Below are 24,399 nucleotides of genomic sequence, written 5' to 3'. Positions count from 1 at the left end.
CTCAGGACTCCTGGGTGAGGGAGACGAGCACGTCGTCCCCTTCGATCTTTACGGGGTATACGGGAACGGGGCGCGTCGCGGGCAGACCGGAGGGCTTGCCGGTGCGCAGGTCGAAGGCCGACCCGTGCAGCCAGCACTCGATCATGCAGTCCTCGACCTCGCCCTCCGAGAGGGAGACGTTCGCGTGCGAGCAGATGTCGTTGATCGCGAACACCTCGCCCTCGGTGGAGACGATGGACACCGGCGTGCCGTCGAGTTCCACCCGCTTGGGGGTGTTCTCTTCCAGCTCGCTCAGCGTGCAGGCCTTGACGTAATTCATCAGACGGAACCCTGGAGCTCGGTCTCGATCTTGGAGATCAGGCGCTCCTCGATGTCCGCGACACCGATCTGCTGGACGAGCTCGGTGAAGAACCCGCGCACGACCAGGCGGCGGGCCTCGTCGGCCGGGATGCCGCGGGCCTGCAGGTAGAAGAGCTGCTCGTCGTCGAAGCGGCCGGTCGCGGAGGCGTGGCCGGCGCCGACGATCTCGCCGGTCTCGATCTCCAGGTTCGGCACCGAGTCGACCCGGGCGCCGTCCGTGAGGACGAGGTTGCGGTTCATCTCGTAGGTGTCGGTGCCCTCGGCGGTCTTCTCGATGAGCACGTCACCGATCCAGACGGCGTGGGCGTCCTGGCCCTGGAGCGCGCCCTTGTAGACCACGTTCGACTTGCAGTGCGGGGCGTCGTGCGTGACCAGGAGGCGGTGCTCCTGGTGCTGGCCGGCGTCCGTGAAGTACAGGCCGAGCATCTCGGACTCGCCGCCGGGGCCCGCGTAGCGGACGCGCGGGTGCAGGCGGACCAGGTCGCCGCCGAAGGTGACGACCACGGACCGGAAGACGGCGTCGCGCCCGATCAGGGCGTTGTGCTGCGAGGTGTGGACCGCGGTGTCGTCCCAGTCCTGGACGGACACGAAGGTCACCTTGGCGCCGTCGCCGACGAGGATGTCGACGTTGGCGGCGCGCACGCCGTCACCGGTGTGGTCGATCACGATGATCGCCTCGGCGAACGGCTTGATGTCGAAGACGGTGTGCCCGAAGGTCGTACCGCCCTCGCCGTGCAGCGCGACGCGGATCGGCTCGGCGAGCACGGTCTCCTTGGGCACGGTGACGACCGTGGCCTTGGCGAACGAGGAGAAGGCCTGGGCGGCGACGCGGTCGACGGGGACGCCGGCCTTGCCGATCCGCTCGTCGCCGCGCTCGACGGACTCGACCGTGACGCCCTCGGGCGCGTCGATCTGGGCCTTCATGGTGCCGTTGGCGACCGCGGTGCCGTCGTGCAGGCCCTTGAGGCGGGCCAGCGGGGTGAACCGCCACTCCTCCTCGCGGCCGTTCGGAACCGGGAAGTCGGCCACGTCGAAGGACGGGGGCGCACTCATCCGGGTGGCGACGGTGGACTCGGCGGCCACCGCGATCGCGCCGGCGGTGGTGGAGCCCGCCGGAATGTTCTGAGCCTCAGCCATGGCTGTCGTCTTGCTCTCTTCCTACGTCTACAAAGAATGTGCTGCCGGGCGGGGGACGGCCGGTACTAGCCGACCGAGCCCTCCATCTGCAGCTCGATCAGCCGGTTGAGCTCCAGCGCGTACTCCATGGGCAGCTCCTTCGCGATCGGCTCGACGAAGCCGCGCACGATCATGGCCATGGCCTCGAACTCCGTCAGGCCGCGGGCCATCAGGTAGAAGAGCTGGTCGTCGGAGACCTTGGAGACGGTCGCCTCGTGGCCCATCGTCACGTCGTCCTCGCGGACGTCCACGTAGGGGTACGTGTCCGAGCGGGAGATGGTGTCGACGAGCAGGGCGTCGCAGAGCACGTTGGACTTGGAGCCGTGCGCGCCCTCGCCGATCTCGACGAGACCGCGGTAGGAGGTCCGGCCGCCGCCCCGCGCCACCGACTTGGAGACGATGTTCGAGGAGGTGTTCGGCGCCATGTGGACCATCTTGGAGCCGGCGTCCTGGTGCTGGCCCTCGCCCGCGAAGGCGATGGACAGGGTCTCGCCCTTGGCGTGCTCGCCCATCAGGTAGACGGCCGGGTACTTCATGGTGACCTTGGAACCGATGTTGCCGTCGATCCACTCCATGGTCGCGCCCTCGTACGCCACGGCGCGCTTGGTGACCAGGTTGTAGACGTTGTTCGACCAGTTCTGGATGGTCGTGTAGCGGCAGCGGCCGCCCTTCTTCACGATGATCTCGACGACGGCGCTGTGCAGCGAGTCCGAGGAGTAGATCGGGGCGGTGCAGCCCTCGACGTAGTGGACGTAGGCGTCCTCGTCGACGATGATCAGCGTCCGCTCGAACTGGCCCATGTTCTCCGTGTTGATGCGGAAGTAGGCCTGGAGCGGGATGTCCACGTGGACACCCTTGGGGACGTAGATGAACGAGCCGCCGGACCACACGGCGGTGTTCAGCGAGGCGAACTTGTTGTCGCCGACCGGGATGACCGTGCCGAAGTACTCCTGGAAGAGCTCCGGGTGCTCCTTGAGCGCGGTGTCCGTGTCGAGGAAGATGACGCCCTGCTCCTCCAGGTCCTCGCGGATCTGGTGGTAGACGACCTCGGACTCGTACTGGGCCGCGACACCGGCGACGAGGCGCTGCTTCTCCGCCTCCGGGATGCCGAGCTTGTCGTACGTGTTCTTGATGTCCTCGGGCAGGTCCTCCCAGGAAGCGGCCTGCTTCTCGGTGGAGCGCACGAAGTACTTGATGTTGTTGAAGTCGATGCCCGAGAGGTCGGAACCCCAGTTCGGCATGGGCTTGCGGTCGAACAGCTTGAGGCCCTTGAGGCGGAGGTTCAGCATCCACTCCGGCTCGGACTTCTTCGCCGAGATGTCGCGGACGACTTCCTCGGACAGACCCCGCTTGGCAGCGGCGCCGGCCGCGTCGGAGTCGGCCCAGCCGTATTCGTAGGTGCCCAGGCCATCGAGCTCAGGGTGAGCAGTCTCCGTGGTCATGCGGGGTTCCTCCCGGCCGTACTTGCAGATACTGATGTGTCGGTCTGTGTGGCGCTCGCGCTGCGCGGAATGAACGTCGTGCACACTCCGTCGCCATGGGCGATCGTGGCGAGGCGCTGCACATGCGTCCCGAGCAGGCGGGAGAAGACCTCGGTCTCCGCCTCGCAGAGCTGCGGGAACTGCTCGGCTACATGGGCCACCGGGCAGTGGTGCTGGCAGAGCTGTTCACCGCTGTGCGGACCGGGAGCGCTCTTCGCCGTAGCAGCGTACCCGTCTGCGGTCAATGCCCTCGCAAGGGCCTCCGCACGGCCTTCCGGGGCAACCGCCTCGACGGCTTCCCGGTAGGTCTGCGCCTGCGTTTCCATCCGCGCCCGGGCGAAGGCGGCGATGGCCGCCTCGCCCTGTTCCCCGCCGCCGACGGACTGCGCGATCCAGCGCAGGGCGTCCGCGGCGAGGGTGTCGTAGGACTGGTCGAAGGCGTCGCGCCCGCAGTCGGTGAGGGCGAAGACCTTGGCGGGCCGCCCCCGGGTCCGTGCGCCGTACACGCGCTGCTCACGGGCTTCGACCACGTCGTCGGCGACGAGCGTGTCGAGGTGGCGGCGGACGGCGGCCTGGGTGAGGCCGAGGCGCTGGGCGAGGTCGGCGACGGTGGACGGGCCGTGGTCCAGGATGGACCGCGCCACCCGGTTGCGGGTGGACCGCTCCCCGGTGGCGAGCTCCCCCTGGGGGGCCTCGTTCTGCCGTTCGCCGTTTTTCACAACGCCATTGTTGCGTAATTAACCGAGCGCGGACAAGCCGTGATGGAGGCCACTCCTGGTGGTCTCCATCACTAAGGGTTACCTAATTTGTCGACGCAGAGTTATTCGGAGGGGAACGCTCCGGGTTCTCTCCGAGCCCCTCCGGTGAACCAGTACACCGCTCCCACCAGCAATCCACCGCCCACGACGTTGCCGGGAACCGTGAACATCAGATTCCGGAAAAGATCACTGAACGACGCTGAGCCATCCAGGATCGCCAAGCTGAAAACAGCCATGTTCGCAACACAGTGTTCGAATCCGACGGCCACGAAAACCGCCACCGGCAGCCACAGGACGAATATCTTGGCCGCGTCGCCACGGGCCCGGGTGAACATCCAGATCGCCAGACAGACGAGCATGTTGCACAGCACCGCCCGCCAGAAGAGCTGCCCGCCGCCCAGCGCCGTCTTCCCGTGCACCATCTCGGCGAGCATCGCCCGCGCGGACGGCGAGGAGGTCACGCCCGAGGCGTGCACCATCGCCCCGAAGGCGAAGGCCCCGGCCAGGTTCCCGCCCAGCGACAGGCACCAGGAGGAGACCAGGTCCCGCACCCCGGTCCGGCCGGACAGCGCACCGACCAGCATCACCATGACGTTGCTGGTGAACAGCTGGGCGCCGGCGAACATCACGATCGTCAGCGCGATCGGGAAGACCGCTCCCTCCAGCAGCTTCACCGCCGCCGAGCCCTGCGCCACGAACGGCGAGATCGCCACGAGCAGCAGCACCTCGCCGACCCCGATGTACGCGCCCGCGAGCATCGCCGAGACGAAGTAGCGCGGCGGATGCCCCAGGTCGTGGGCCTTGTGCTCGGCCTGTCCCGAGGTGGCTTCGACGTTCTGAGCGATGCTGTTCACCCTTCGACGCTAGGCCGCCGACCGGCCCCGGACGGCACGGAAAAGGTCATCAATGAACGGGCCCGTCACCCCCCGACCCCGGGACCTAGGGCCCCTCCCCCGGCTCCGTAGACTCATCCCCCATGAGCAACGACCCCGCCGTGGAGATCCGCGGACTGGTGAAGAGGTACGGAGCCAAGCGCGCGGTGGACGGCCTGGACCTCACCGTCCCCAAGGCCTCCGTCACCGCGGTCCTCGGTCCCAACGGCGCGGGCAAGACGACCACGGTGGAATCCTGCGAGGGCTACCGCCGCCCCGACGCCGGTACCGTCCGCGTCCTCGGCCTCGACCCGGTCGCCCAGGCCGGGGCGCTGCGCCCGCGGATCGGCGTGATGCTCCAGTCCGGAGGGGTCTACTCCGGAGCCCGGGCCGTCGAGATGCTCCAGCACATGGCCAAGCTCTACGCCGACCCCCTCGAGGTGGGCCCCCTGGTGGAGCGCCTCGGCCTCGGCGGCTGCGGCCGCACCGCCTACCGCCGGCTCTCCGGCGGCCAGCAGCAGCGCCTGGCCCTGGCCATGGCCGTGGTCGGCCGCCCCGAGCTGGTCTTCCTCGACGAGCCCACCGCCGGCCTGGACCCGCAGGCCCGCCGCGCCACCTGGGACCTCGTACGGGAACTGCGCTCCGACGGGGTCACCGTCGTCCTCACCACGCACCACATGGACGAGGCCGAGCAGCTCGCCGACGAGGTCGCCATCGTGGACGCGGGCCGGGTCATCGCCCACGGCAGCCCCGAGCTGCTGTGCCGGGGCGGCGCCGAGAACACCCTGCGCTTCACCGGCCGCCCCTCCCTCGACCTCGCCTCCCTGCTGAAGGCGCTGCCCGACGGCACCCGGGCCGCCGAGCTCACCCCCGGCGTCTACCGGGTCACCGGCGACGTCCACCCGCAGCTGCTCGCCACCGTCGCCTCCTGGTGCGCGCAGCACGGCGTCATGCCGGACAGCCTCTCCGTGGAGCGGCACACCCTGGAGGACGTCTTCCTCGAGCTGACCGGTAAGGAGCTGCGCGGATGAGCGCCGGCACGTTCACCCCCCGCCCGGGCGCGGCGCCCGTGTCCCGCATGATCCTCGCGCAGACGGCCCTGGAGACCCGGATGCTGCTGCGCAACGGGGAGCAGCTGCTGCTGACCGTGATCATCCCGGCCCTGCTGCTGACCCTCTTCTCCTCCGTGGACATCGTCGAGACGGGCTCCGAGAAGTCCGTGGACTTCCTCGCCCCCGGCATCCTGGCGCTGGCCGTCATGTCCACCGCCTTCACCGGCCAGGCCATCGCCACCGGCTTCGACCGCCGCTACGGGGTCCTCAAGCGGCTCGGGGCCTCCCCGCTCCCGCGCTGGGCCCTGATGGCCGCGAAGACCCTGTCCGTGCTGGTCACCGAAGTGCTCCAGATCGCCCTGCTGACGGCGATCGCCTTCGCGCTGGGCTGGTCCCCGCACGGGAACCCGCTGTCGGCGGCCGCGCTGGTCCTGCTCGGCACCGCCGCGTTCTCCGGGCTCGGCCTGCTGATGGCCGGCACCCTCAAGGCCGAGATGACCCTGGCCGCCGCCAACCTGGTGTTCCTGCTGCTGCTGGTCGGCGGCGGGGTGATCGTGCCGCTGGACAAGTTCCCGGACGCCGTCCAGTCCGCCCTGGGCCTGCTGCCGATCACGGCCCTGTCCGACGGCCTGCGCGAGGTGCTCCAGCACGGAGCCGCGCTGCCGTGGGGCGACGCGGCCGTGCTGGCGGCCTGGGCCGCCGTGGGCCTGGGGGCCGCCGCACGGTGGTTCCGCTGGGAGTGAATCCCTTCCCCTCCCGCCGGCATTCCCGGGAGGATGGGCGCCTCCACACATGAAGCCGGGGGGCGGACATGGTGCAGCGGGAGGCCGTTCTACGGCTGGACGAGCAGTGGGCGCGGGTGCGGTCGGGGGCGGCGCACGCGGAGCCCCGGGAGCGCGAGCGGCTGCTCGACGAGCTGATCGGGGCCCTGCGCACCCACCCTGACGACCCCGAGTGCGCCGCGCTGCTGGGCCTGCGCCTGTCCGACCGGGCCACGCTGCGCTTCGCCGAAGGGGACCGCGCCTCGGCCCTCGCGCTGATCGAGGAGGGGCTGCGCAGCTCCGAGCGCGCGGCGCCGTACGCGCCCGAGTTCGCCCGCTGGTACGCCCGCGGGCTGATCAACCACGGGGTGTGGCTGGCCTGGCCGCTGAGCGACGGGCACCGGCTGCCGAGGCATCCGCTGGGCCCCGCCGCCGAGCAGGGGCCCTCCGCGATGGAGCGGGCGGCCGGGGAGCGCGCCCGCGACCTGACCCGGGCCGCGGTCGCCGTCTGGGCGGGCCTGGACCAGCGGGACCCCGTCAACCGCCGCGGCCTGGCCCAGGCGAAGGTGTTCCTCGGGGACCGCCTCGCGGAGCTCGGCGCCGCCGAGGACGCGGTGGCCTGGGCGGTGGACGCCGAGTCGGACTTCCGGCAGCTGCTGCTCGCGGACCACGGCTCGGAGGAGTCCGCGGAGGCCGAGGAGGCCCTGGACCACATCGGGCACCAGCTGGAACTGCGCCTGCGCTTCCTGTCCTTCGACTCCCTGGCGGGCCTGCGCGCACAGGGCCTGCTGCCCGAACGGCTGCTGCCCCAGGCCGTGGTGGCCGCCCGCGTCCAGGGGGCGCCGGAGGCCGGGATCGCGGCCCGGCTGGGCCTGGAGGCCGAGCAGGTGCGCACGATGCTGGAGGTCACTCCCTGGCTCGCGGTGTGGCGCGTCGAGGTTCGGGGTCCTGACGGACTGTGGAACATACTCGCCCATCCCTGGCACAGCGCCACGGAAGTGAGGAACAGGACAGCAGCAGACATAGGGGCTGAACTGGTACGGGGGTTCGAGGCCTCGGCGGACCATCCCGGCCCCGGCGTCCCCTGGCGCATCCACGTGTGGTGGCACGAGGAGGGCGACCCGGCGGGCGCCCGGTTCCGGCTGACCGCCGGCCTCGACGCACCACCGGCCACCCCCTCGTGAAACTTTGCACAAGGCTCCGCCTACGATAGGGGCCGTGTTGAACCCACTCGCCTTCATCGCCAGTCGCTGGACTCCGTCACCCCGGATCGTCCGGCGCGCCGCGCTCGCCGCGCTCCTCATGAGCGTGGCCATCGTCGTCACCGGCGGCGCTGTGCGGCTCACCGGCTCCGGACTCGGCTGCGACACCTGGCCCAAGTGCACGGACGACAGCCTGATCGCGACCCAGGCACAGGGCTTCCACGGCGCCATCGAGTTCGGCAACCGGATGCTGACCTACGTGCTCTCCGGGGCGGTCGGCTGGTACATCCTGGCGGCCCGCTCGGCCAAGCCCTGGCGGCGTTCGCTGACCCGGCTCGGCTGGACCCAGTTCGTCATCGTGATGGCCAACGCCGTGCTCGGCGGCATCACCGTCATGACGGGCCTCAACCCGTACAGCGTGGCCGGGCACTTCCTGCTCGCCACCTCGCTGATCGCGGTCACCACCGTCAGCTGGCAGCGCACCGCCGAGGGCGACACCGCCCCCCGCCCCCGCGTGCCCGGCCCGGTCCGCAAGCTGTCGTGGGCCCTGATCGCGACGACCCTGGTGCTGATCGCGGCGGGCACCGTGGTCACCGGCTCCGGACCGCACGCGGGTGACAGCAGCGAGATCCGGCGCATGCCCTTCGACTGGGCGGCCACCGCCCACGTGCACGCGATCGCCGCTTGGGTGGTGTGCGCGCTGGCCGTGGCGATGTGGCTGGTGCTGCGCGTGGTCGACGCCCCCGCCGACACCCTGGCGCGCGCCCGCGACCTGCTGATCGTGCTCCTGGCCCAGGGCGGCATCGGCTACGTGCAGTTCTTCACCGAACTGCCCGAGGTGCTCGTCGCCGCCCACATGCTCGGCTCCTGCTTGGTGTGGATCGCGGTGCTCCGGGTCGCGCTCAGCCTGCGCGAGCGCCCCGCGGCCCAGGCGGAGATCCCGGCCCAGGGCGACCCGCAGCTCTCCTCGGTCTGACCGGGGGGCTCACCCCCGCTCGTCCAGCCGGTAGACGCGGCGGGCATTGCCCGCCGCGACCATCGCGGCCACCCGGCCCGCGTCCTTCCAGGACCAGGCCCCGTCGGCGACCCAGCCGCCCAGCACCCGGCCCAGCGCCTCCCGGAAGACGAGGGCGCCGACCGCGTGCAGCTCGGGCAGCCGGTGCCCGCCGCTGGAGAACAGCAGCTTCCCGAACGGCGCGAGCTCCAGCAGTTCGGCCAGGACCGCCGCGGCCCGGGCCCCGGTCTGCCCGAGGGCCGCGCCGGCGTCCGCGTAGACGTGCGGGAAGGCCGCGGCCAGCTGCGCCGTCTGGCGGTGGTACGGATATCCGCCGAGCAGGACCAGCCGGGTGCCCAGGCCCGCGGTGGCCCGTACGAACCCGGACAGCGGCGCCGGGTCCTGCGCTCCGGTGTGCAGCTGGAGCGGCAGTCCGGAGGCGACCGCGCTCCACACCAGGTGCCGCAGCAGCACGGGGTCGCGCACGGCCCCGCCCCTGGTCCGCCGCTCCAGCCACCGCCCGGCGGCTGCGCGCACCTCCCCCGGATCGGGCGGTTGCGGCGCGCCGGCCAGGACGGACGGGTGCCCGGCGGCCGCACCGCAGGTGAAGGCCGCGGCCCCGGTGGCGCCATGGTGCACGGCCCCGGCCAGATTGGCGAGGAAGGCGGCCACGGTCCCGGAGGTGTCGGCGACCTGCTCGGCCAGCGGCTCCAGCCGGACCGTCTCGAAGGCCTCGGCGTCCCCCGCGAGAGCCAGCTCCTTGGGGCCGGTCAGGTCCCCGGCCGCGCCGGTGTCGACCACGTACGCGGCGACCCCGGAGCCCCGCAGCAGCAGCCGCGCGGACTCGGCCGCGCCCAGCTCGCGCCGGCGGGCCAGATAGCGGGCGGGGGCGGCGTACGGCTCCAGCCCGAGCAGCGGCGGACACCAGCGGCGCACCGCGAAGCCGGTCTGCGTGTCGAAGAAGGTGGTGCCCGCAGCGGGCGGGCCGGCCGAGCGGACCAGCTGGGCCTCGAAGGTGCCCAGGCCCAGCTCCGTACGGAGTACTCCGTGGCAGTACTGGTCCACCAGGGGCGGCGTTTCGATCATCCGGGCATCCCGTTGCGGACGTGAGGAAGGGGCTTCCACACGTCCTAACGGGTGAGCGGGGTGTGAGGTGTTGCTCGCGCTGTTGACCGAGCGGCCACCGGGGGTCCCCGGCGAGGTCCCGAGGGGGTCAGGCCGCCGGGTTCGCGGGTCCGCCGAGCTGGATGCCGGCCATCCGCGTCCACTCGTACGGGCCGGTGCGCACGCGCGCCGCGAACTCCCCGTCGAACTCCTCGTGGAGGGTCAGTCCGGCCTTCTCCGCGGCCAGCTGCGCCACCGGGTAGGCCGGGGCCACCAGGTCGCCCCACTCGCCGTCCTTGCCGACGAGCACGATCCGGGTGCCGGCCTGGCCGATGTGGGCGAGGTGGCCCTCGGCGCCGCCGTGCTTCCCGGCGAACGCGCCGATCTGCTTGGCGAGCCTCGCCGCCGTACGGTCCTGCTTCTTGTCCGCGGTCGCTGCGGTGGTGTCTGCGCTGTCTGCCATGGACGGCATGCTACCGGTGGGTAATCAGCGGAGGAAGGGATCCACGGCCACCGCCACGAACAGCAGCGACACGTAGGTGATCGACCAGTGGAACAGGCGCATCTCCTTGAGCTTCGCGCCCGTCACCCCGGCCTTGGCCCGTGCGTGCAGCGCGTGCGCCTCCCACAGCCACCAGCCGCCCGAGACCAGCGCGACCGCCGTGTAGAACCACCCGGTGTACCCCAGCGGGGTGAGCAGGAGCGAGACCGCCACCATCACCCAGCTGTAGAGGACGATCTGCCGCGCGACGGCCTGGTTGCCCGCCACGACGGGGAGCATCGGCACGCCGACCCGCGCGTAGTCGTCCTTCACCTTCATCGACAGCGGCCAGTAGTGCGGCGGCGTCCAGAAGAAGATGACCAGGAAGAGGATGACCGCGGCCCAGGAGACCTCGTTCTTGACGGAGGACCAGCCGATGAGCACCGGCATGCAGCCCGCGATGCCGCCCCAGACGATGTTCTGGGTGGTGCGCCGCTTCAGCAGCATCGTGTAGACCACGACGTAGAAGAGGAGCGCGCCGAGCGCGAGGGCCGCCGACAGCCAGTTGATCAGCAGGCCGAAGAAGAGGGTGGAGACCACCCCCAGGGTGATGCCGAAGACCAGGCACTCGCGCGGGCTGACCATGCCGGTCACCAGCGGGCGCTGGGCGGTCCGGTCCATCAGCGCGTCGATGTCGCGGTCGATGTACATGTTCAGCGCGTTCGCGCCGCCCGCGGACAGGTAGCCGCCGAAGCAGGTGGCGAGGACCAGCCAGAGCGAGGGCACGCCCTGCTCCGCGAGGAACATGACCGGCACTGTGGTGATCAGCAGAAGTTCGATGATCCGCGGCTTGGTCAATGCCACGAAAGCCATGGCCCGGGCCCCGAACGGCCGGTGACCGGCGCTCGTCGCGAGCACCCCCGCTGGACGGGATTCGACGGCCGTCACGCACACCCCTGAGAGAGAAACCAGCAAGCACCACAAGGGCTTGCACGTACCACGCCACTGTAGACGTTGGTCATACGTCGCCCTGCGCGGGGGTCGCGTCGTGTTGGTCCGAACGGAGCTGACGACCCGGTGACGGCACGGTGACGGAGTGCGGACACTCGAATAGCTGCACGCCGTTGCGGGGGTAGGCTCGGAATCGCGCCGGTGCGACCGTCCGTCACCGGGAACAGACATGTGGAGAGGAGCCCTGACCCACGGTGAGCACCAAGCCGACCACCACAGAGCTCGAGTGGACCGAACTGGACCAGCGGGCCGTCGACACCGCCCGCGTTCTGGCCGCTGACGCGGTCCAGAAGGTCGGAAACGGCCACCCCGGTACGGCGATGAGCCTGGCCCCCGCCGCGTACACCCTCTTCCAGAAGGTGATGCGGCACGACCCGGCGGACCCCGAGTGGGTGGGCCGCGACCGCTTCGTGCTCTCCGCGGGGCACTCGTCCCTCACCCTGTACACGCAGCTGTACCTGGGCGGGTTCGGGCTGGAGCTGGACGACCTCAAGGCCTTCCGCACCTGGGGCTCCAAGACGCCGGGCCACCCGGAGTACGGCCACACGACCGGTGTCGAGACCACCACCGGCCCCCTCGGCCAGGGCATCGCGAACGCGGTGGGCATGGCCATGGCCTCCCGCTACGAGCGCGGCCTGTTCGACCCGGAGGCCGCGCAGGGCACCTCCCCGTTCGACCACATGGTCTACGCGATCGCGGGCGACGGCTGCCTCCAGGAGGGCATCTCCCACGAGGCGTCCGCACTGGCGGGCCACCAGAAGCTCGGCAACCTGGTGCTGCTGTGGGACGACAACCACATCTCCATCGAGGGCGACACCGAGACGGCCGTCTCCGAGGACACCCTCAAGCGCTACGAGGCGTACGGCTGGCACGTCCAGCGCGTCGAGCAGCAGGAGAACGGCGACCTCGACCCGAAGGCGCTGTACGCGGCGCTCCTGGCCGCCAAGGCCGAGACCGGCAAGCCGTCCTTCATCGCGGCCCGCTCGATCATCGCCTGGCCCGCCCCGCACGCCCAGAACACCGAGGCCGCGCACGGCTCGGCGCTCGGCGACGACGAGGTCGCGGCCACCAAGCGCGTCCTCGGCTTCGACCCGGAGCAGACCTTCGAGGTCTCCGACGAGGTCATCGCCCACACCCGCAAGGCGCTGGACCGCGGCCGCGAGGCCAAGGCCGCGTGGGAGAAGGACTTCTCCGCCTGGCGCACCTCCAACCCGGAGCGCGCCGCCGAGTTCGACCGCATCCAGGCCAACGAGCTGCCCGCGGGCTGGGAGGACGAGCTCCCCTCCTTCGAGACCGGCAAGGGCGTCGCCACCCGCGCCGCCTCCGGCAAGGTGCTCCAGGCCCTCGGCGCGGTCATCCCGGAGCTGTGGGGCGGCTCGGCCGACCTCGCCGGCTCCAACAACACCACCATCGACAAGGACTCCTCGTTCCTGCCGGTGGGCAACCCCCTGCCGGAGGCCGACCCGTACGGCCGCACCATCCACTTCGGCATCCGCGAGCACGCCATGGCCGCGGCCATGAACGGCATCGCCCTGCACGGCCACACCCGCATCTACGGCGGCACCTTCCTGGTGTTCTCCGACTACATGCGCAACGCCGTCCGCCTGTCCGCGCTGATGCACGTGCCGGTCACCTACGTGTGGACGCACGACTCCATCGGCCTCGGCGAGGACGGCCCGACCCACCAGCCGGTCGAGCACCTGGCCTCGCTGCGCGCCATCCCGGGCCTGAACCTGGTCCGCCCGGCCGACGCGAACGAGACCGCCATCGCCTGGCGCGAGATCCTGCGCCGCCACACCAAGGTGTTCGGCAAGGGCGCCCCGCACGGTCTGGCGCTCACCCGCCAGGGCGTGCCGACGTACGAGCGCAACGAGGACGCCGCCAAGGGCGGTTACGTGATGTTCGAGGCGGAGGGCGGCGAGGCGCAGGTCGTCCTCATCGGCACCGGCTCCGAGGTGCACCTGGCCGTCGAGGCCCGCGAGCAGCTCCAGTCCGAGGGCGTCCCGACCCGCGTCGTCTCGATGCCGTGCGTCGAGTGGTTCGAGCAGCAGGACCAGGCGTACAAGGACAGCGTCCTGCCGCCCTCCGTCAAGGCGCGCGTCGCGGTCGAGGCGGGCATCGGCCTGACCTGGCACCGCTACGTCGGCGACGCGGGCCGGATCGTGTCCCTGGAGCACTTCGGTGCCTCGGCCGACGCGAAGGTGCTGTTCCGCGAGTTCGGCTTCACCCCCGAGCGCGTCGCGGCCGCCGCACACGAGTCCCTCGCCGCCGCCGCGCGCTGACGCCGGTACAAGACCAGTAGGAGATGCAATTCCCATGACAGACGCACTCAAGCGCCTCTCCGACGAAGGCGTGGCGATCTGGCTGGACGACCTGTCCCGCAAGCGCATCACGTCCGGCAACCTGGCCGAGCTGATCGACCAGTCGCACGTGGTCGGTGTCACCACCAACCCGGCGATCTTCCAGAAGGCCATCAGCGGCGGCGAGGGCTACGAGCAGCAGCTCACCGACCTCGCCACCCGCAAGGTGACCGTGGAGGAGGCCCTGCGCATGATCACGACGGCGGACGTCCGCGACGCCGCCGACATCCTGCGCCCGGTCTACGACCGCACGGACGGCCAGGACGGCCGCGTGTCGATCGAGGTCGACCCCCGTCTGGCCCACAACACCCCGGCGACCATCGCCGAGGCCAAGCAGCTGGCCTGGCTGGTGGACCGCCCGAACACGCTCATCAAGATCCCGGCGACCAAGGCCGGCCTGCCGGCCATCACCGAGGTCATCGGCAAGGGCATCAGCGTCAACGTCACGCTGATCTTCTCGCTGGAGCGCTACCGCGAGGTCATGGACGCGTACGTGGCGGGCCTGGAGAAGGCCAAGGCCGCCGGCCTGGACCTCTCGCTGATCCACTCGGTCGCCTCCTTCTTCGTGTCCCGCGTGGACAGCGAGATCGACAAGCGCCTGGACGCCGTCGGCACCGACGAGGCCAAGGCCCTGAAGGGCAAGGCGGCGCTCGCCAACGCCCGTCTGGCCTACCAGGCCTACGAGGAGGTCTTCTCCTCGGACCGCTGGACCGCCCTGGAGCGCGTCGGAGCCAACAAGCAGCGCCCGCTGTGGGCCTCGACGGGCGTCAAGGACCCGGCGTACAAGGACACCCTGTACGTGGAGGACCTGGTCGCCCCCAACACGGTGAACACCATGCCGGAGGCCACCCTGGAGGCCACCGCCGACCACGGCAGGATCACCGGTGACACCGTCCGCGGCGGCTACGAGCAGGCGCGTGCCGAGCTCGACGCGGTCGCGAAGCTGGGCATTTCGTACGACGATGTGGTCCAGCTGCTCGAGGACGAGGGCGTCGAGAAGTTCGAGGCGTCCTGGAACGACCTGCTGAAGTCGACCGAGGCGGAGCTTGAGCGCCTCGCCCCCACGGAGGCCTGAACACCTTGACTGTGAACGGAGCGAACCCGCTTCGTGACGCACAGGACCGGCGGCTCCCGCGCATCGCGGGGCCGTCGGGCCTGGTCATCTTCGGCGTTACGGGTGACCTGTCGCGCAAGAAGCTGATGCCTGCCGTCTACGACCTGGCCAACCGCGGCCTCCTTCCGCCGGGCTTCTCCCTCATCGGGTTCGCCCGCAGGGAGTGGGAGCACGAGGACTTCGCCCAGGAGGTGTACGAGGCCGTCAAGGAGCACTCGCGCACCCCGTTCCGGGAGGAGGTCTGGCAGCAGCTGGTGCAGGGCTGCCGCTTCGTCCAGGGCGACTTCGACGACGACGCCGCCTTCGAGACGCTGAAGGCGACGATCGACGAGCTCGACAAGGCGCAGGGGACCGGCGGCAACTTCGCCTTCTACCTGTCCGTGCCGCCGAAGTTCTTCCCCAAGGTGGTCCAGCAGCTCAAGGACCACGGTCTGGCCCAGAAGGAGGGCTCCTGGCGGCGTGCCGTCATCGAGAAGCCCTTCGGCCACGACCTGAAGAGCGCCGAGGAGCTCAACAAGGTCGTCCACGAGGTCTTCCCCCGTGACGAGGTCTTCCGGATCGACCACTACCTCGGCAAGGAGACCGTCCAGAACATCCTGGCGCTCCGCTTCGCCAACACGATGTTCGAGCCGATCTGGAACCGGTCGTACGTCGACCACGTGCAGATCACCATGGCCGAGGACATCGGCATCGGCGGCCGGGCCGGCTACTACGACGGCATCGGCGCGGCCCGCGACGTCATCCAGAACCACCTGCTGCAGCTGCTCGCGCTGACGGCGATGGAGGAGCCCGGCACCTTCCACCCCAAGGCGCTGGTCGCGGAGAAGCTCAAGGTCCTCACGGCCGTGGAGCTCCCCGAGGACCTGGGCAAGCACACCGTGCGCGGCCAGTACTCGGCGGCGTGGCAGGGCGGCGAGAAGGTCGTCGGGTACCTCGAAGAGGACGGCATCGACCCCAAGTCGAAGACCGACACCTACGCGGCCGTCCGCCTGGAGATCAACAACCGCCGCTGGGCGGGCGTCCCGTTCTACCTGCGGACGGGCAAGCGCCTGGGCCGCCGGGTGACCGAGATCGCGGTGGTCTTCAAGCGCGCCCCGTACCTGCCGTTCGAGTCGGGCGCGACCGAGGAGCTGGGGCAGAACGCCCTGGTCATCCGGGTCCAGCCGGACGAGGGCGTCACGGTCCGCTTCGGCTCCAAGGTTCCGGGCACCTCCATGGAGGTCCGGGACGTGACGATGGACTTCGCGTACGGCGAGTCCTTCACGGAGTCGAGCCCCGAGGCGTACGAGCGGCTCATCCTCGATGTCCTGCTGGGCGACGCGAACCTCTTCCCGCGCCACCAGGAGGTCGAACTGTCCTGGAACATCCTCGACCCGATCGAGGAGTACTGGGACAAGCACGGAAAGCCCGCGCAGTACCCGGCGGGCACCTGGGGGCCGGTCGAGGCGGACGAGATGCTCGCACGAGACGGACGGAGCTGGCGCCGGCCATGAAGATCGACCTCACGGAGACCAACTCCAGCAAGATCAATGCCGCACTGGTGAAGGCGCGCCGGGACATCGGCACGCCGGCCATCGGCATGGTCCTCACGCTGGTGATCGTGACCGACGAGGAGAACGCGTACGACGCGCTCAAGTCGGCGAACGACGCGTCCCACGAGCACCCCTCGCGGATCGTCGTCGTCATCAAGCGGGTCAGCCGCTCGCCGCGCAGCCGCCAGGGCGCCCGTCTCGACGCGGAAGTCCGCGTCGGGGCGGACTCGGGCACCGGCGAGACGGTCGTGCTCCGCCTGCACGGCGAACTGGTCGACCACGCACAGTCGGTCGTTCTCCCCCTTCTGCTGCCGGACGCCCCCGTGGTCGTCTGGTGGCCGGACGGTGCTCCCTCGGACCTCGCGGGCGACCCGCTGGGTGCGCTGGGCCAGCGCCGGATCACGGACACGTACTCCTGCGAGGACCCGATCGGGGCGCTCGGCTCCCGGGCCGCGGCCTACGCCCCCGGGGACACGGACCTCTCGTGGACCCGGATCACCCCGTGGCGCTCGATGCTGGCGGCCGCGCTGGACCAGCAGACCCTGTCGGTCACCTCGGCGACCGTGGAGGGCGAGTCGGAGAACCCGAGCTGCGAGCTGCTGGCCATGTGGCTGGCCGACCGGCTCCAGGTCCCCGTACGGCGTACGCCGTCGGGCGGGCCGGGCCTGACGGCCGTCCGTCTGGAGACCAAGGACGGCGCGATCGTCCTGGACCGGGCGGACGGGGCGCTGGCCACGCTGTGCATGCCGGGGCAGCCCGACCGTGCGGTGGCGCTCAAGCGCCGGGACACGGCCGAGCTGCTGGCGGAGGAGCTGCGCCGGCTGGACCCGGACAACACCTACGAGGCCTCGCTGAAGTTCGGCGTGGCGAAGCTGGACTCGTCGGCTCCCCCGGCCGAGGCCCCGCCGGCCAAGGCCGAGGCCCCTCCGGCCAGGGCCGAAGCCCCGGCCGAGCCCGCGGCCCCCGCCAAGGCGGAACCGAAGCGGACGGCCAAGCCGACGAAGAAGGCCGCGGCCAAGTAGCGGACCCTGCGGGGCTCGCTCCCAGCCCGCCCTTCCCGAAACCGGGGCTCCGCCCCCGCCCCGCGCCCCGATCGCCGGCGAGGCTGAATCCCTTCAGCCCGTCCGGCGTTCGGGGACCGGAGTCCGGGGCGGAGCCCCGGTTTCGCGCAGCGGCCACCCCCACCCCACCCGCACGACCGACAAGGCGGCAGCACATGGGTATGACGACTCCCCAGGTCGTCGTCCACCGGGACAAGGAACTGATGGCCCAGGCCACGGCGGCCCGGCTCATCACGAAGATCGTGGACGCGCAGGCGGCCCGCGGCTCGGCCTCGGTGGTCCTCACCGGCGGCCGCAACGGCAACGGCCTCCTCGCGGCGCTGGCCGCCGCCCCGGCCAAGGACGCCGTCGACTGGTCCCGCCTCGACCTGTGGTGGGGCGACGAGCGCTACGTCCCCGCCGACGACCCCGAGCGCAACCACACCCAGGCCCGCGAGGCCCTGCTGGACTCCGTCCCGGTGGACCCCGCCCGCGTACACGTCATGCCCGCCTCGGACGGCCCGTACGGCGCCGACGTGGACGCGGCGGCCGCGTCGTACGCCGCCGAGCTGGCCCGGGCGGCCGGCCCGGAGGACCACGGTCCGGTCCCGACCTTCGACGTGCTGATGCTCGGCGTCGGCCCGGACACCCACGTGGCCTCGCTCTTCCCGGAGCACCCGGCGACCCGCGAGACCGAGCGCACGGTGGTCGGGGTGCACGGCGCCCCGAAGCCGCCGCCCACGCGGATCTCCCTCACGCTCCCGGCGATCCGCGCGGCCCGCGAGGTCTGGCTGCTGGCGGCCGGCGAGGACAAGGCCGGTGCGGTGTCCATCGCGCTGGGCGGCGCCGGCGGGGTCCAGGCCCCGGCGGCGGCCGCCCACGGCCGTTCCCGCACCCTGTGGCTGCTGGACCGCGCGGCCGCCGCGCAGCTGCCGTCCGGGATGTACCCGCCCGCCTCCTGAAGGAGCGGGCGGGCACACCCCGTGCTGCGTCAGCCGCGCCCGCGCAGCTCGCGGTAGGCGGCCACCAGTGCCTTCGTGGAGGCGTCCAGGCCCGGTACGTCCGCGCCCTCGGTGAGGGCCGGCTCGACCCGCTTCGCGAGGACCTTGCCGAGCTCCACGCCCCACTGGTCGAACGAGTCGATGTTCCACACCGCGCCCTGTACGAACACCTTGTGCTCGTACAGGGCGATCAGCTGTCCCAGCACGGCCGGGGTCAGCTCGGGCGCCAGGATGGTGGTCGTGGGGTGGTTGCCCTGGAACGTCTTGTGCGGGACCAGCGATTCGGGAGCGCCCTCCGCCCGCACCTCCTGCGCCGTCTTGCCGAAGGCCAGCGCCTGGGTCTGGGCGAAGAAGTTCGCCATCAGCAGGTCGTGCTGGGCCGCGAAGGAGGGCTCCAGCTCTGCCACCGGGCGCGCGAAGCCGATGAAGTCCGCGGGGATCAGCTTCGTGCCCTGGTGGAGCAGCTGGTAGTAGGCGTGCTGCCCGTTGGTGCCCGGCGTGCCCCACACCACCGGCCCGGTCTGCCACTCCACCGGATCGCCGTCGCGGTCCACCGACTTGCCGTTGGACTCCATGTCCAGCTGCTGCAAGTAGGCGGTGAACCGGGAGAGGTAGTGGCTGTAGGGGAGCACCGCGTGCGCCTGCGCGTCGAAGAACGCCCCGTACCAGATGCCCAACAGCCCGAGGAGCAGCGGGGCGTTCTCCTCCGGCGGCGCGGTGCGGAAGTGCCGGTCCACGGCGTGGAAGCCGCCGAGCATCTCGCGGAAGGCGTCCGGGCCGATCGCGATCATCAGCGAGAGGCCGATGGCCGAGTCGAAGGAGTAGCGGCCGCCGACCCAGTCCCAGAACTCGAACATGTTGGCCGGATCGATGCCGAATTCCGTGACCTTCTCGGCGTTGGTCGACAGCGCGACGAAGTGCCGTGCGACGGCCGCCTGGTCTCCGCCCAGCCCGCCGAGCAGCCACTCGCGGGCCGAAGTGGCGTTGGTGATGGTCTCGATGGTGGTGAAGGTCTTGGACGCGATGATGAACAGCGTCTCGGCCGGGTCCAGGCCGTGCACGGCCTCGTGCAGGTCCGCACCGTCCACGTTGGACACGAAGCGCACCGTCAGACCGCGGTCGGTGAAGGCCCGCAGGGCCTCGTAGGCCATCGCGGGACCGAGGTCGGAGCCGCCGATGCCGATGTTGACGACGTTCCTGATGCGCCGTCCGGTGGAGCCGGTCCACTCCCCCGACCTGACCCGGGCGGAGAAGTCCGCCATCTTGTCCAGGACGGCGTGCACCCCGGGGACGACGTTCTCGCCGTCGACCTCGACGACGGCGTCCGCGGGCGCGCGCAGGGCCGTGTGCAGCACCGCCCGGTCCTCGGTCGTGTTGATCTTCTCGCCGCGGAACATCGCCTCGCGCAGCTCGGCCACGCCCGTCGCCGCGGCCAGTTCGCGCAGCAGCGTCAGCGTCTCGTCGGTCACGAGGTGCTTCGAGTAGTCGATGTGCAGGTCCCCGACCCGCAGGGTGTAGCCGGTGCCCCGGCCCGGATTCTCCTCGAACAGCTCCCGCAGATGCGTCTGCCCGAACTCCTCCCGGTGCTTGCCGAGTGCCAGCCACTCCGGCATCCGGTTGAGCTTCGTACGTCCCTCCCGTCGCCCACCACCCTCGCTTGACGCGCTTCGCGCGGCGGCCTGCTGTGCGTTCATCTCGGACATCAACCCACTTCTTCCGTCCTGTCGTGCCCCGCCGATCTCCAACTTAAGGGATCGGATGCGGACCAACGCACACAAAGAGGCCCGGCCCCGCCGGAGATGTCTCCAACGGGGCCGGGCCTCATGCCAGATGTGCTGTGCGTCGTTCAGATCTCGCCGCGGAGCTTGGCGAGGGCCTCGGCGAGGATCGCCTCGCCGTCGGCGTCCGTGCGCCGCTCCCGCACGTACGCCAGGTGCGTCTTGTACGGCTCGGTGCGCGGCGGCGCGGGCGGGTTGTCCCGGTCCTGGCCGGCCGGGAACCCGCAGCGCGGGCAGTCCCAGGTGTCCGGCACCTGCGCGTCGCTGGCGAAGCTCGGCTGCGTCTCGTGCCCGTTCGAGCACCAGAAGGAGATGCGCAGGCGGGGCGCGGACTCGCCGCGCTCAGCCTCACCCATCGGCCCCGCTCCGACCCGGCTACCACGGATCGCGTTGCCACTTGCCACGGTCGTAACTCCCCTGCGTGATGGTGCCGCCAAGCATGAGGTATGTCTGCTCAAGGCACCCCGGGTACGTAGAGCCCAACTCACGTTCGGTGTGCGGAGGGATCGTCCCCTTCAGGTGCGGGGAGCAGAATAACTCGTTCCGCAACCAGGGTGCAGAACCTCATGATAGGCCGGGCTCCGCCGACCGGACTGCCGGATGGCCAGAACGGTCAGCCGCTCGACTTCATCAGGAGGCCGAGCGCGAGGATGCAGGCGAACCACAGCAGTCCGACCACGACGGTGATGCGGTCCAGGTTGCGCTCCGCGACGGAGGAGCCGCCGACCGACGACTGCATGCCGCCGCCGAACATGTCGGAAAGGCCGCCGCCCTTGCCCTTGTGCATCAGCACGAGCAGCATCAGCAGGCCGCTGAAGACGATCAGGGCGATCGAGAACCCCATAATCACGGCTGATTCCTACTTTCTGGCTTTTCTGGCTTTCCGGCTGTGCGGGATGTGCGCGCGGGGGCCAGTGGCTGTGGTCAGCCTGCCGGCCCCCGCAAGGGTACGACGGATCCGCCCTACCGCATACTCACCGCCGGCCTACTGGTCGCGGAAGCGGACGATCTTGACGAACTCGTCCGCGTCCAGCGCCGCGCCGCCGATCAGGGCGCCGTCGACGTCGGGCTGGGCCATGATCGCCGCGATGTTCCCCGACTTCACCGAGCCGCCGTACTGGATGCGGACCTTGTCGGCCAGCTCCTGCGAGTACAGCTCCGCGAGACGGCCGCGGATCGCCCCGCAGACCTCCTGGGCGTCCTCGGGGGTGGCGACCTCGCCGGTGCCGATGGCCCAGACGGGCTCGTAGGCGATCACGATGGACTCGACCTGCTCGGCCGGGATGTCCTTGAGGCCGCCGTCGACCTGGGCCAGCGTGTACGGGACCTGCTGACCGGCCTTGCGGATGTCCAGGCCCTCGCCGACGCAGAGGATCGGGGTGATCCCCTGCCGGTAGGCGGCCTTCACCTTGGCGTTGCAGAGCTCGTCGCCCTCGCCGTGGTACTGGCGGCGCTCGCTGTGGCCGACGGCCACGTACGAGCACTTCAGCTTCGCCAGCATCGATCCGGAGATCTCGCCGGTGTAGGCGCCGGAGTCGTGCGCGGAGATGTCCTGGGCGCCGTACTTGATCTTCAGCTTGTCGCCGTCGACCAGGGTCTGGACCGAGCGGAGGTCGACGAAGGGCGGCAGGACCGCGACCTCGACGGCGTCGTAGTCCTTGTCGGCGAGTGCGAAGGCGAGCTTCTGGACGTGGGCGATGGCCTCGAGGTGGTTGAGGTTCATCTTCCAGTTGCCCGCCATCAGCGGGGTACGGCCGTTTTCGACTGCGGTCATGACGGGTCAGCCCTCCAGGGCGGCGAGACCGGGGAGCGTCTTGCCCTCGAGGTATTCGAGGGAGGCGCCGCCACCGGTGGAAATGTGGCCGAAGGCATTCTCGTCGAAGCCCAGGATGCGGACCGCGGCGGCGCTGTCGCCACCGCCGACCACGGTGAAGGCGTTGCCGTTGTCGACGAGGGCCTGCGCGATGGCGGTGGTACCGCCGGCGTAGTCCGGGTGCTCGAAGACGCCGACCGGCCCGTTCCAGAACACGGTCCCGGCATCGGCGATCTTGGACGCGTAGAGCTCGCGCGTCTTGGGGCCGATGTCCAGGCCCTCCTTGTCGGCCGGGATGCCGTCCGCGTCGACCGTGTCGAACACGGCCGGGGTCTTGCCCTTGAGGTCGGGGAAGTCCTTGGAGACCAGCACGTCGACCGGGAGGACCAGCTCGACGCCGGTGTCCTTGGCGCGCTGCATGTACTCCGTCACCTTCGGGATCTGGTCCTCCTGCAGGAGGGAGATGCCGACCTCGTGGCCGAGGGCCTTGAGGAAGGTGTAGGCCATGCCGCCGCCGATGAGGATGCGGTCGGCCTTGCCGAGCAGCTCGTCGATGACGGCGAGCTTGTCGGAGACCTTGGCGCCGCCGAGGACGACGACGTAGGGGCGCTTGACCTCGTCGGTCAGCTTCTTCAGGACGCCGACCTCGGTGGCGATGAGGTAGCCGGCCGCGTGCGGGAGGCGCGCGGGCAGGTCGAAGACCGAGGCGTGCTTGCGGTGGACGGCGCCGAAGCCGTCGCCGACGTAGACGTCGGCCAGCTCCGCGAGCTGGTCGGCGAAGGCGCCGCGCTCGGCGTCGTCCTTCGCGGTCTCGCCCGGGTTGAAGCGCAGGTTCTCGATGACGGCCACCTGACCGTCGGCGAGGGCGGCGACGGTCTCCTTGGCGGAGGCGCCGACCGTGTCGGTCGCGAACGCGACGTCCGCACCGAGCAGTTCGCCGAGGCGCTTGGCGGCCGGGGCGAGCGAGAAGGCCGGGTCCGGGGCGCCCTTGGGACGGCCCAGGTGCGAGGCCACGATGACGCGGGCGCCGGCGGCGGCGAGCTTCGCGATCGTGGGCTGGACGGCGCGGATGCGGCCGTCGTCGGTGATGCTGCCCTGGGCCAGCGGGACGTTGAGGTCGGCGCGGACGAAGACCCGCTTGCCCTTGACGCCCTCGGCGAGCAGTTCGTCGATCGTCTTCATGTGTTTCTACTCCTTTGGGCCCTTCTCGCGAAGGGCGAGGAAGGGAGAACGAGACAAGCGACAGGGCCCGTGCGGCGCTTCGTCGCGCGGCCCGGACCCTGTGCTCACATCGTGGTGCCTACCTTAGAACCAGGTGACCTTAGAGCTGGCCACCGACGAAGACCGTGAGGTCCACGAGACGGTTGGAGTAGCCCCACTCGTTGTCGTACCAGCCGACGACCTTGACGCTCTTGCCCTGGACCATGGTCAGGGAGGAGTCGAAGGTGCAGGACGCGGGCCAGTTCACGATGTCGGAAGAGACGATCGCGTCCTCGGTGTAGTCGAGGATGCCCTTCAGCTGTCCCTCGGCGGCCTTCTGGAACGCGGAGTTGACCTCGTCCTTGGTCACCTCGCGCTCCAGCTCGATGACCAGGTCGGTCACGGAGCCGGTGGGGACCGGGACGCGCATCGCGATGCCGTCGAGCTTGCCCGCCAGCTCCGGGATCACCAGCGCGGTGGCCTTGGCGGCACCGGTGGTGGTCGGGATGATGTTCTCGGCGGCGGCGCGGGCGCGGCGCAGGTCCGAGTGCGGGAAGTCCAGGATGCGCTGGTCGTTCGTGTAGGCGTGGACCGTCGTCATCATGCCCTTGACGATGCCGAAGTTCTCCAGGAGGACCTTGGCCATCGGCGCCACGCAGTTGGTGGTGCAGGAGGCGTTGGAGATGACGTGGTGGTTGGCCGCGTCGTACTTGTCCTGGTTGACGCCCATCACGATCGTGATGTCCTCGTCCTTGGCCGGAGCCGAGATGAGGACCTTCTTCGCGCCGGCCGCGATGTGCTTGGCGGCGTCGGCCTTCTTCGTGAAGATGCCGGTCGACTCGATGACGATGTCGGCGCCCAGCTCGCCCCAGGGGAGGTTCGCGGGGTCGCGCTCGGCGAAGGTCTTGAAGGTGTTGCCGCCGACGGTGATGGTGTCGGCGGTGTGGGAGACCTCGGCCTTGAGGCGACCCAGGATGGTGTCGTACTTGAGCAGGTGCACCAGGGTGGCGTTGTCAGTCAGGTCGTTGACACCGACGATCTCGATGTCCGCTCCCTGCTCAAGGAGCGCCCGGAAGTAGTTGCGGCCAATTCGGCCAAAACCGTTGATGCCTACGCGGATCGTCACGAACCGATCTCCTCGTTGGGTGCGCCGGTAAGTGCGCCGGCGAGCTGTATGGGATGTCCCCGACCGCTTACGACCCTACCTCTCCGTGAGCTTTTGAGTGACATCGGCCGGGGCCTGACACGCCCCGAGGCCCCGCACCGGTTGCTCGGCACGGGACCTCGGGGACTTTCTCCCCCGTTACGC

Annotated in this window: 23 protein-coding genes; 9 read left to right on the top strand and 14 right to left on the bottom strand. The window is 70.6% G+C overall.

Annotated features, from left to right (window positions below; genetic code table 11):
• Position 1: 1 nt before the first annotated feature.
• The 5 genes from AB0D66_RS15060 to AB0D66_RS15040 all read right to left on the bottom strand — a co-directional run bounded on the left by AB0D66_RS15060 (position 2) and on the right by AB0D66_RS15040 (position 4,629).
• On the bottom strand, positions 2 to 319 hold the full coding sequence (locus AB0D66_RS15060; RefSeq protein WP_362302161.1) for a bifunctional 3-phenylpropionate/cinnamic acid dioxygenase ferredoxin subunit: 318 nt from the start codon (positions 317 to 319) through the stop codon (positions 2 to 4).
• On the bottom strand, positions 319 to 1,497 hold the full coding sequence (gene sufD / locus AB0D66_RS15055) for a Fe-S cluster assembly protein SufD (protein WP_362302158.1): 1,179 nt from the start codon (positions 1,495 to 1,497) through the stop codon (positions 319 to 321). Before sufD ends, AB0D66_RS15060 begins: the two co-directional genes overlap by 1 nt.
• A 65-nt stretch (positions 1,498 to 1,562) precedes the next feature.
• Complete coding sequence (gene sufB / locus AB0D66_RS15050; RefSeq protein ID WP_362302155.1) at positions 1,563 to 2,978, bottom strand: Fe-S cluster assembly protein SufB; 1,416 nt, start codon at positions 2,976 to 2,978, stop codon at positions 1,563 to 1,565.
• Positions 2,975 to 3,736, bottom strand: coding sequence for an ArsR family transcriptional regulator (locus tag AB0D66_RS15045; RefSeq protein ID WP_361751892.1), 762 nt, complete (start codon positions 3,734 to 3,736; stop codon positions 2,975 to 2,977). Before AB0D66_RS15045 ends, sufB begins: the two co-directional genes overlap by 4 nt.
• A 101-nt stretch (positions 3,737 to 3,837) precedes the next feature.
• A complete protein-coding gene (locus AB0D66_RS15040; RefSeq protein WP_362302150.1) occupies positions 3,838 to 4,629 on the bottom strand; it encodes a formate/nitrite transporter family protein in 792 nt (263 codons plus the stop codon).
• Between the two features lie 122 nt (positions 4,630 to 4,751).
• Between AB0D66_RS15040 and AB0D66_RS15035 the strand changes: the two genes are divergently transcribed.
• From AB0D66_RS15035 to AB0D66_RS15020, 4 genes are all read left to right on the top strand, one after another.
• The gene (locus AB0D66_RS15035) at positions 4,752 to 5,678 is read left to right on the top strand and encodes an ABC transporter ATP-binding protein (protein ID WP_362302147.1); all 927 of its coding nucleotides are present in this window, start codon (positions 4,752 to 4,754) and stop codon (positions 5,676 to 5,678) included.
• Positions 5,675 to 6,442 (top strand): ABC transporter permease, encoded by a 768-nt coding sequence (locus tag AB0D66_RS15030; RefSeq protein WP_362302144.1) that lies wholly within the window; start codon positions 5,675 to 5,677, stop codon positions 6,440 to 6,442. The genes AB0D66_RS15035 and AB0D66_RS15030 overlap by 4 nt, the downstream gene beginning before the upstream one ends.
• A gap of 68 nt (positions 6,443 to 6,510) precedes the next feature.
• Entirely contained in the window at positions 6,511 to 7,644 is a 1,134-nt protein-coding gene (locus tag AB0D66_RS15025) for a hypothetical protein (protein WP_362302141.1), read from the top strand.
• A 4-nt stretch (positions 7,645 to 7,648) separates the two neighbouring features.
• Positions 7,649 to 8,638, top strand: a complete 990-nt coding sequence (locus AB0D66_RS15020; protein ID WP_362302138.1) for a COX15/CtaA family protein — start codon at positions 7,649 to 7,651, stop codon at positions 8,636 to 8,638.
• A 9-nt stretch (positions 8,639 to 8,647) separates the two neighbouring features.
• Here AB0D66_RS15020 and AB0D66_RS15015 read toward each other — a convergent pair whose 3' ends face one another.
• The 3 genes from AB0D66_RS15015 to AB0D66_RS15005 all read right to left on the bottom strand — a co-directional run bounded on the left by AB0D66_RS15015 (position 8,648) and on the right by AB0D66_RS15005 (position 11,189).
• Positions 8,648 to 9,742: an amidohydrolase family protein gene (locus tag AB0D66_RS15015; RefSeq protein WP_362302135.1), complete on the bottom strand. Its 1,095-nt coding sequence runs from the start codon at positions 9,740 to 9,742 to the stop codon at positions 8,648 to 8,650.
• Positions 9,743 to 9,869: 127 nt separating this feature from the next.
• Complete coding sequence (locus AB0D66_RS15010) at positions 9,870 to 10,223, bottom strand: hypothetical protein (protein ID WP_362302132.1); 354 nt, start codon at positions 10,221 to 10,223, stop codon at positions 9,870 to 9,872.
• Between the two features lie 24 nt (positions 10,224 to 10,247).
• The gene (locus AB0D66_RS15005; RefSeq protein WP_362302129.1) at positions 10,248 to 11,189 is read right to left on the bottom strand and encodes a heme o synthase; all 942 of its coding nucleotides are present in this window, start codon (positions 11,187 to 11,189) and stop codon (positions 10,248 to 10,250) included.
• A gap of 257 nt (positions 11,190 to 11,446) precedes the next feature.
• Here AB0D66_RS15005 and tkt point away from each other — a divergent pair, with 257 nt between their 5' ends.
• The 5 genes from tkt to pgl all read left to right on the top strand — a co-directional run bounded on the left by tkt (position 11,447) and on the right by pgl (position 18,260).
• Entirely contained in the window at positions 11,447 to 13,534 is a 2,088-nt protein-coding gene (gene tkt / locus AB0D66_RS15000; protein ID WP_362302127.1) for a transketolase, read from the top strand.
• 34 nt (positions 13,535 to 13,568) lie between these two features.
• Positions 13,569 to 14,687: a transaldolase gene (gene tal, locus AB0D66_RS14995; protein ID WP_362302124.1), complete on the top strand. Its 1,119-nt coding sequence runs from the start codon at positions 13,569 to 13,571 to the stop codon at positions 14,685 to 14,687.
• Between the two features lie 11 nt (positions 14,688 to 14,698).
• On the top strand, positions 14,699 to 16,219 hold the full coding sequence (zwf, locus tag AB0D66_RS14990; protein WP_362302423.1) for a glucose-6-phosphate dehydrogenase: 1,521 nt from the start codon (positions 14,699 to 14,701) through the stop codon (positions 16,217 to 16,219).
• Entirely contained in the window at positions 16,216 to 17,280 is a 1,065-nt protein-coding gene (opcA, locus tag AB0D66_RS14985; protein WP_362302121.1) for a glucose-6-phosphate dehydrogenase assembly protein OpcA, read from the top strand. Before zwf ends, opcA begins: the two co-directional genes overlap by 4 nt.
• Positions 17,281 to 17,480: 200 nt before the next feature.
• Entirely contained in the window at positions 17,481 to 18,260 is a 780-nt protein-coding gene (gene pgl / locus AB0D66_RS14980) for a 6-phosphogluconolactonase (protein ID WP_362302118.1), read from the top strand.
• A 29-nt stretch (positions 18,261 to 18,289) separates the two neighbouring features.
• On the opposite strand, the gene pgi is transcribed toward pgl, so the two are convergent.
• The 6 genes from pgi to gap form a co-directional block, all read right to left on the bottom strand.
• The gene (gene pgi / locus AB0D66_RS14975) at positions 18,290 to 19,993 is read right to left on the bottom strand and encodes a glucose-6-phosphate isomerase (protein WP_362302420.1); all 1,704 of its coding nucleotides are present in this window, start codon (positions 19,991 to 19,993) and stop codon (positions 18,290 to 18,292) included.
• 152 nt (positions 19,994 to 20,145) lie between these two features.
• Complete coding sequence (locus AB0D66_RS14970; protein WP_007263454.1) at positions 20,146 to 20,481, bottom strand: RNA polymerase-binding protein RbpA; 336 nt, start codon at positions 20,479 to 20,481, stop codon at positions 20,146 to 20,148.
• A gap of 209 nt (positions 20,482 to 20,690) precedes the next feature.
• Complete coding sequence (gene secG / locus AB0D66_RS14965) at positions 20,691 to 20,921, bottom strand: preprotein translocase subunit SecG (protein ID WP_362302417.1); 231 nt, start codon at positions 20,919 to 20,921, stop codon at positions 20,691 to 20,693.
• 141 nt (positions 20,922 to 21,062) lie between these two features.
• On the bottom strand, positions 21,063 to 21,851 hold the full coding sequence (tpiA, locus tag AB0D66_RS14960) for a triose-phosphate isomerase (RefSeq protein WP_362302115.1): 789 nt from the start codon (positions 21,849 to 21,851) through the stop codon (positions 21,063 to 21,065).
• Positions 21,852 to 21,857: 6 nt separating this feature from the next.
• A complete protein-coding gene (locus AB0D66_RS14955; RefSeq protein ID WP_362302112.1) occupies positions 21,858 to 23,072 on the bottom strand; it encodes a phosphoglycerate kinase in 1,215 nt (404 codons plus the stop codon).
• A gap of 139 nt (positions 23,073 to 23,211) precedes the next feature.
• Positions 23,212 to 24,216 carry a type I glyceraldehyde-3-phosphate dehydrogenase gene (gene gap / locus AB0D66_RS14950; protein WP_362302108.1) on the bottom strand — a complete coding sequence of 335 codons (1,005 nt, stop codon included), beginning with the start codon at positions 24,214 to 24,216 and terminating at the stop codon, positions 23,212 to 23,214.
• Positions 24,217 to 24,399: the final 183 nt, after the last annotated feature.

The organism is Streptomyces sp. NPDC048270 (genome assembly GCF_040652335.1).
Lineage (GTDB): Bacteria > Actinomycetota > Actinomycetes > Streptomycetales > Streptomycetaceae > Streptomyces.
The sequence above is the reverse complement of the archived record's forward strand: the minus strand, read 5'-3'. Positions and strand labels throughout refer to the sequence as shown.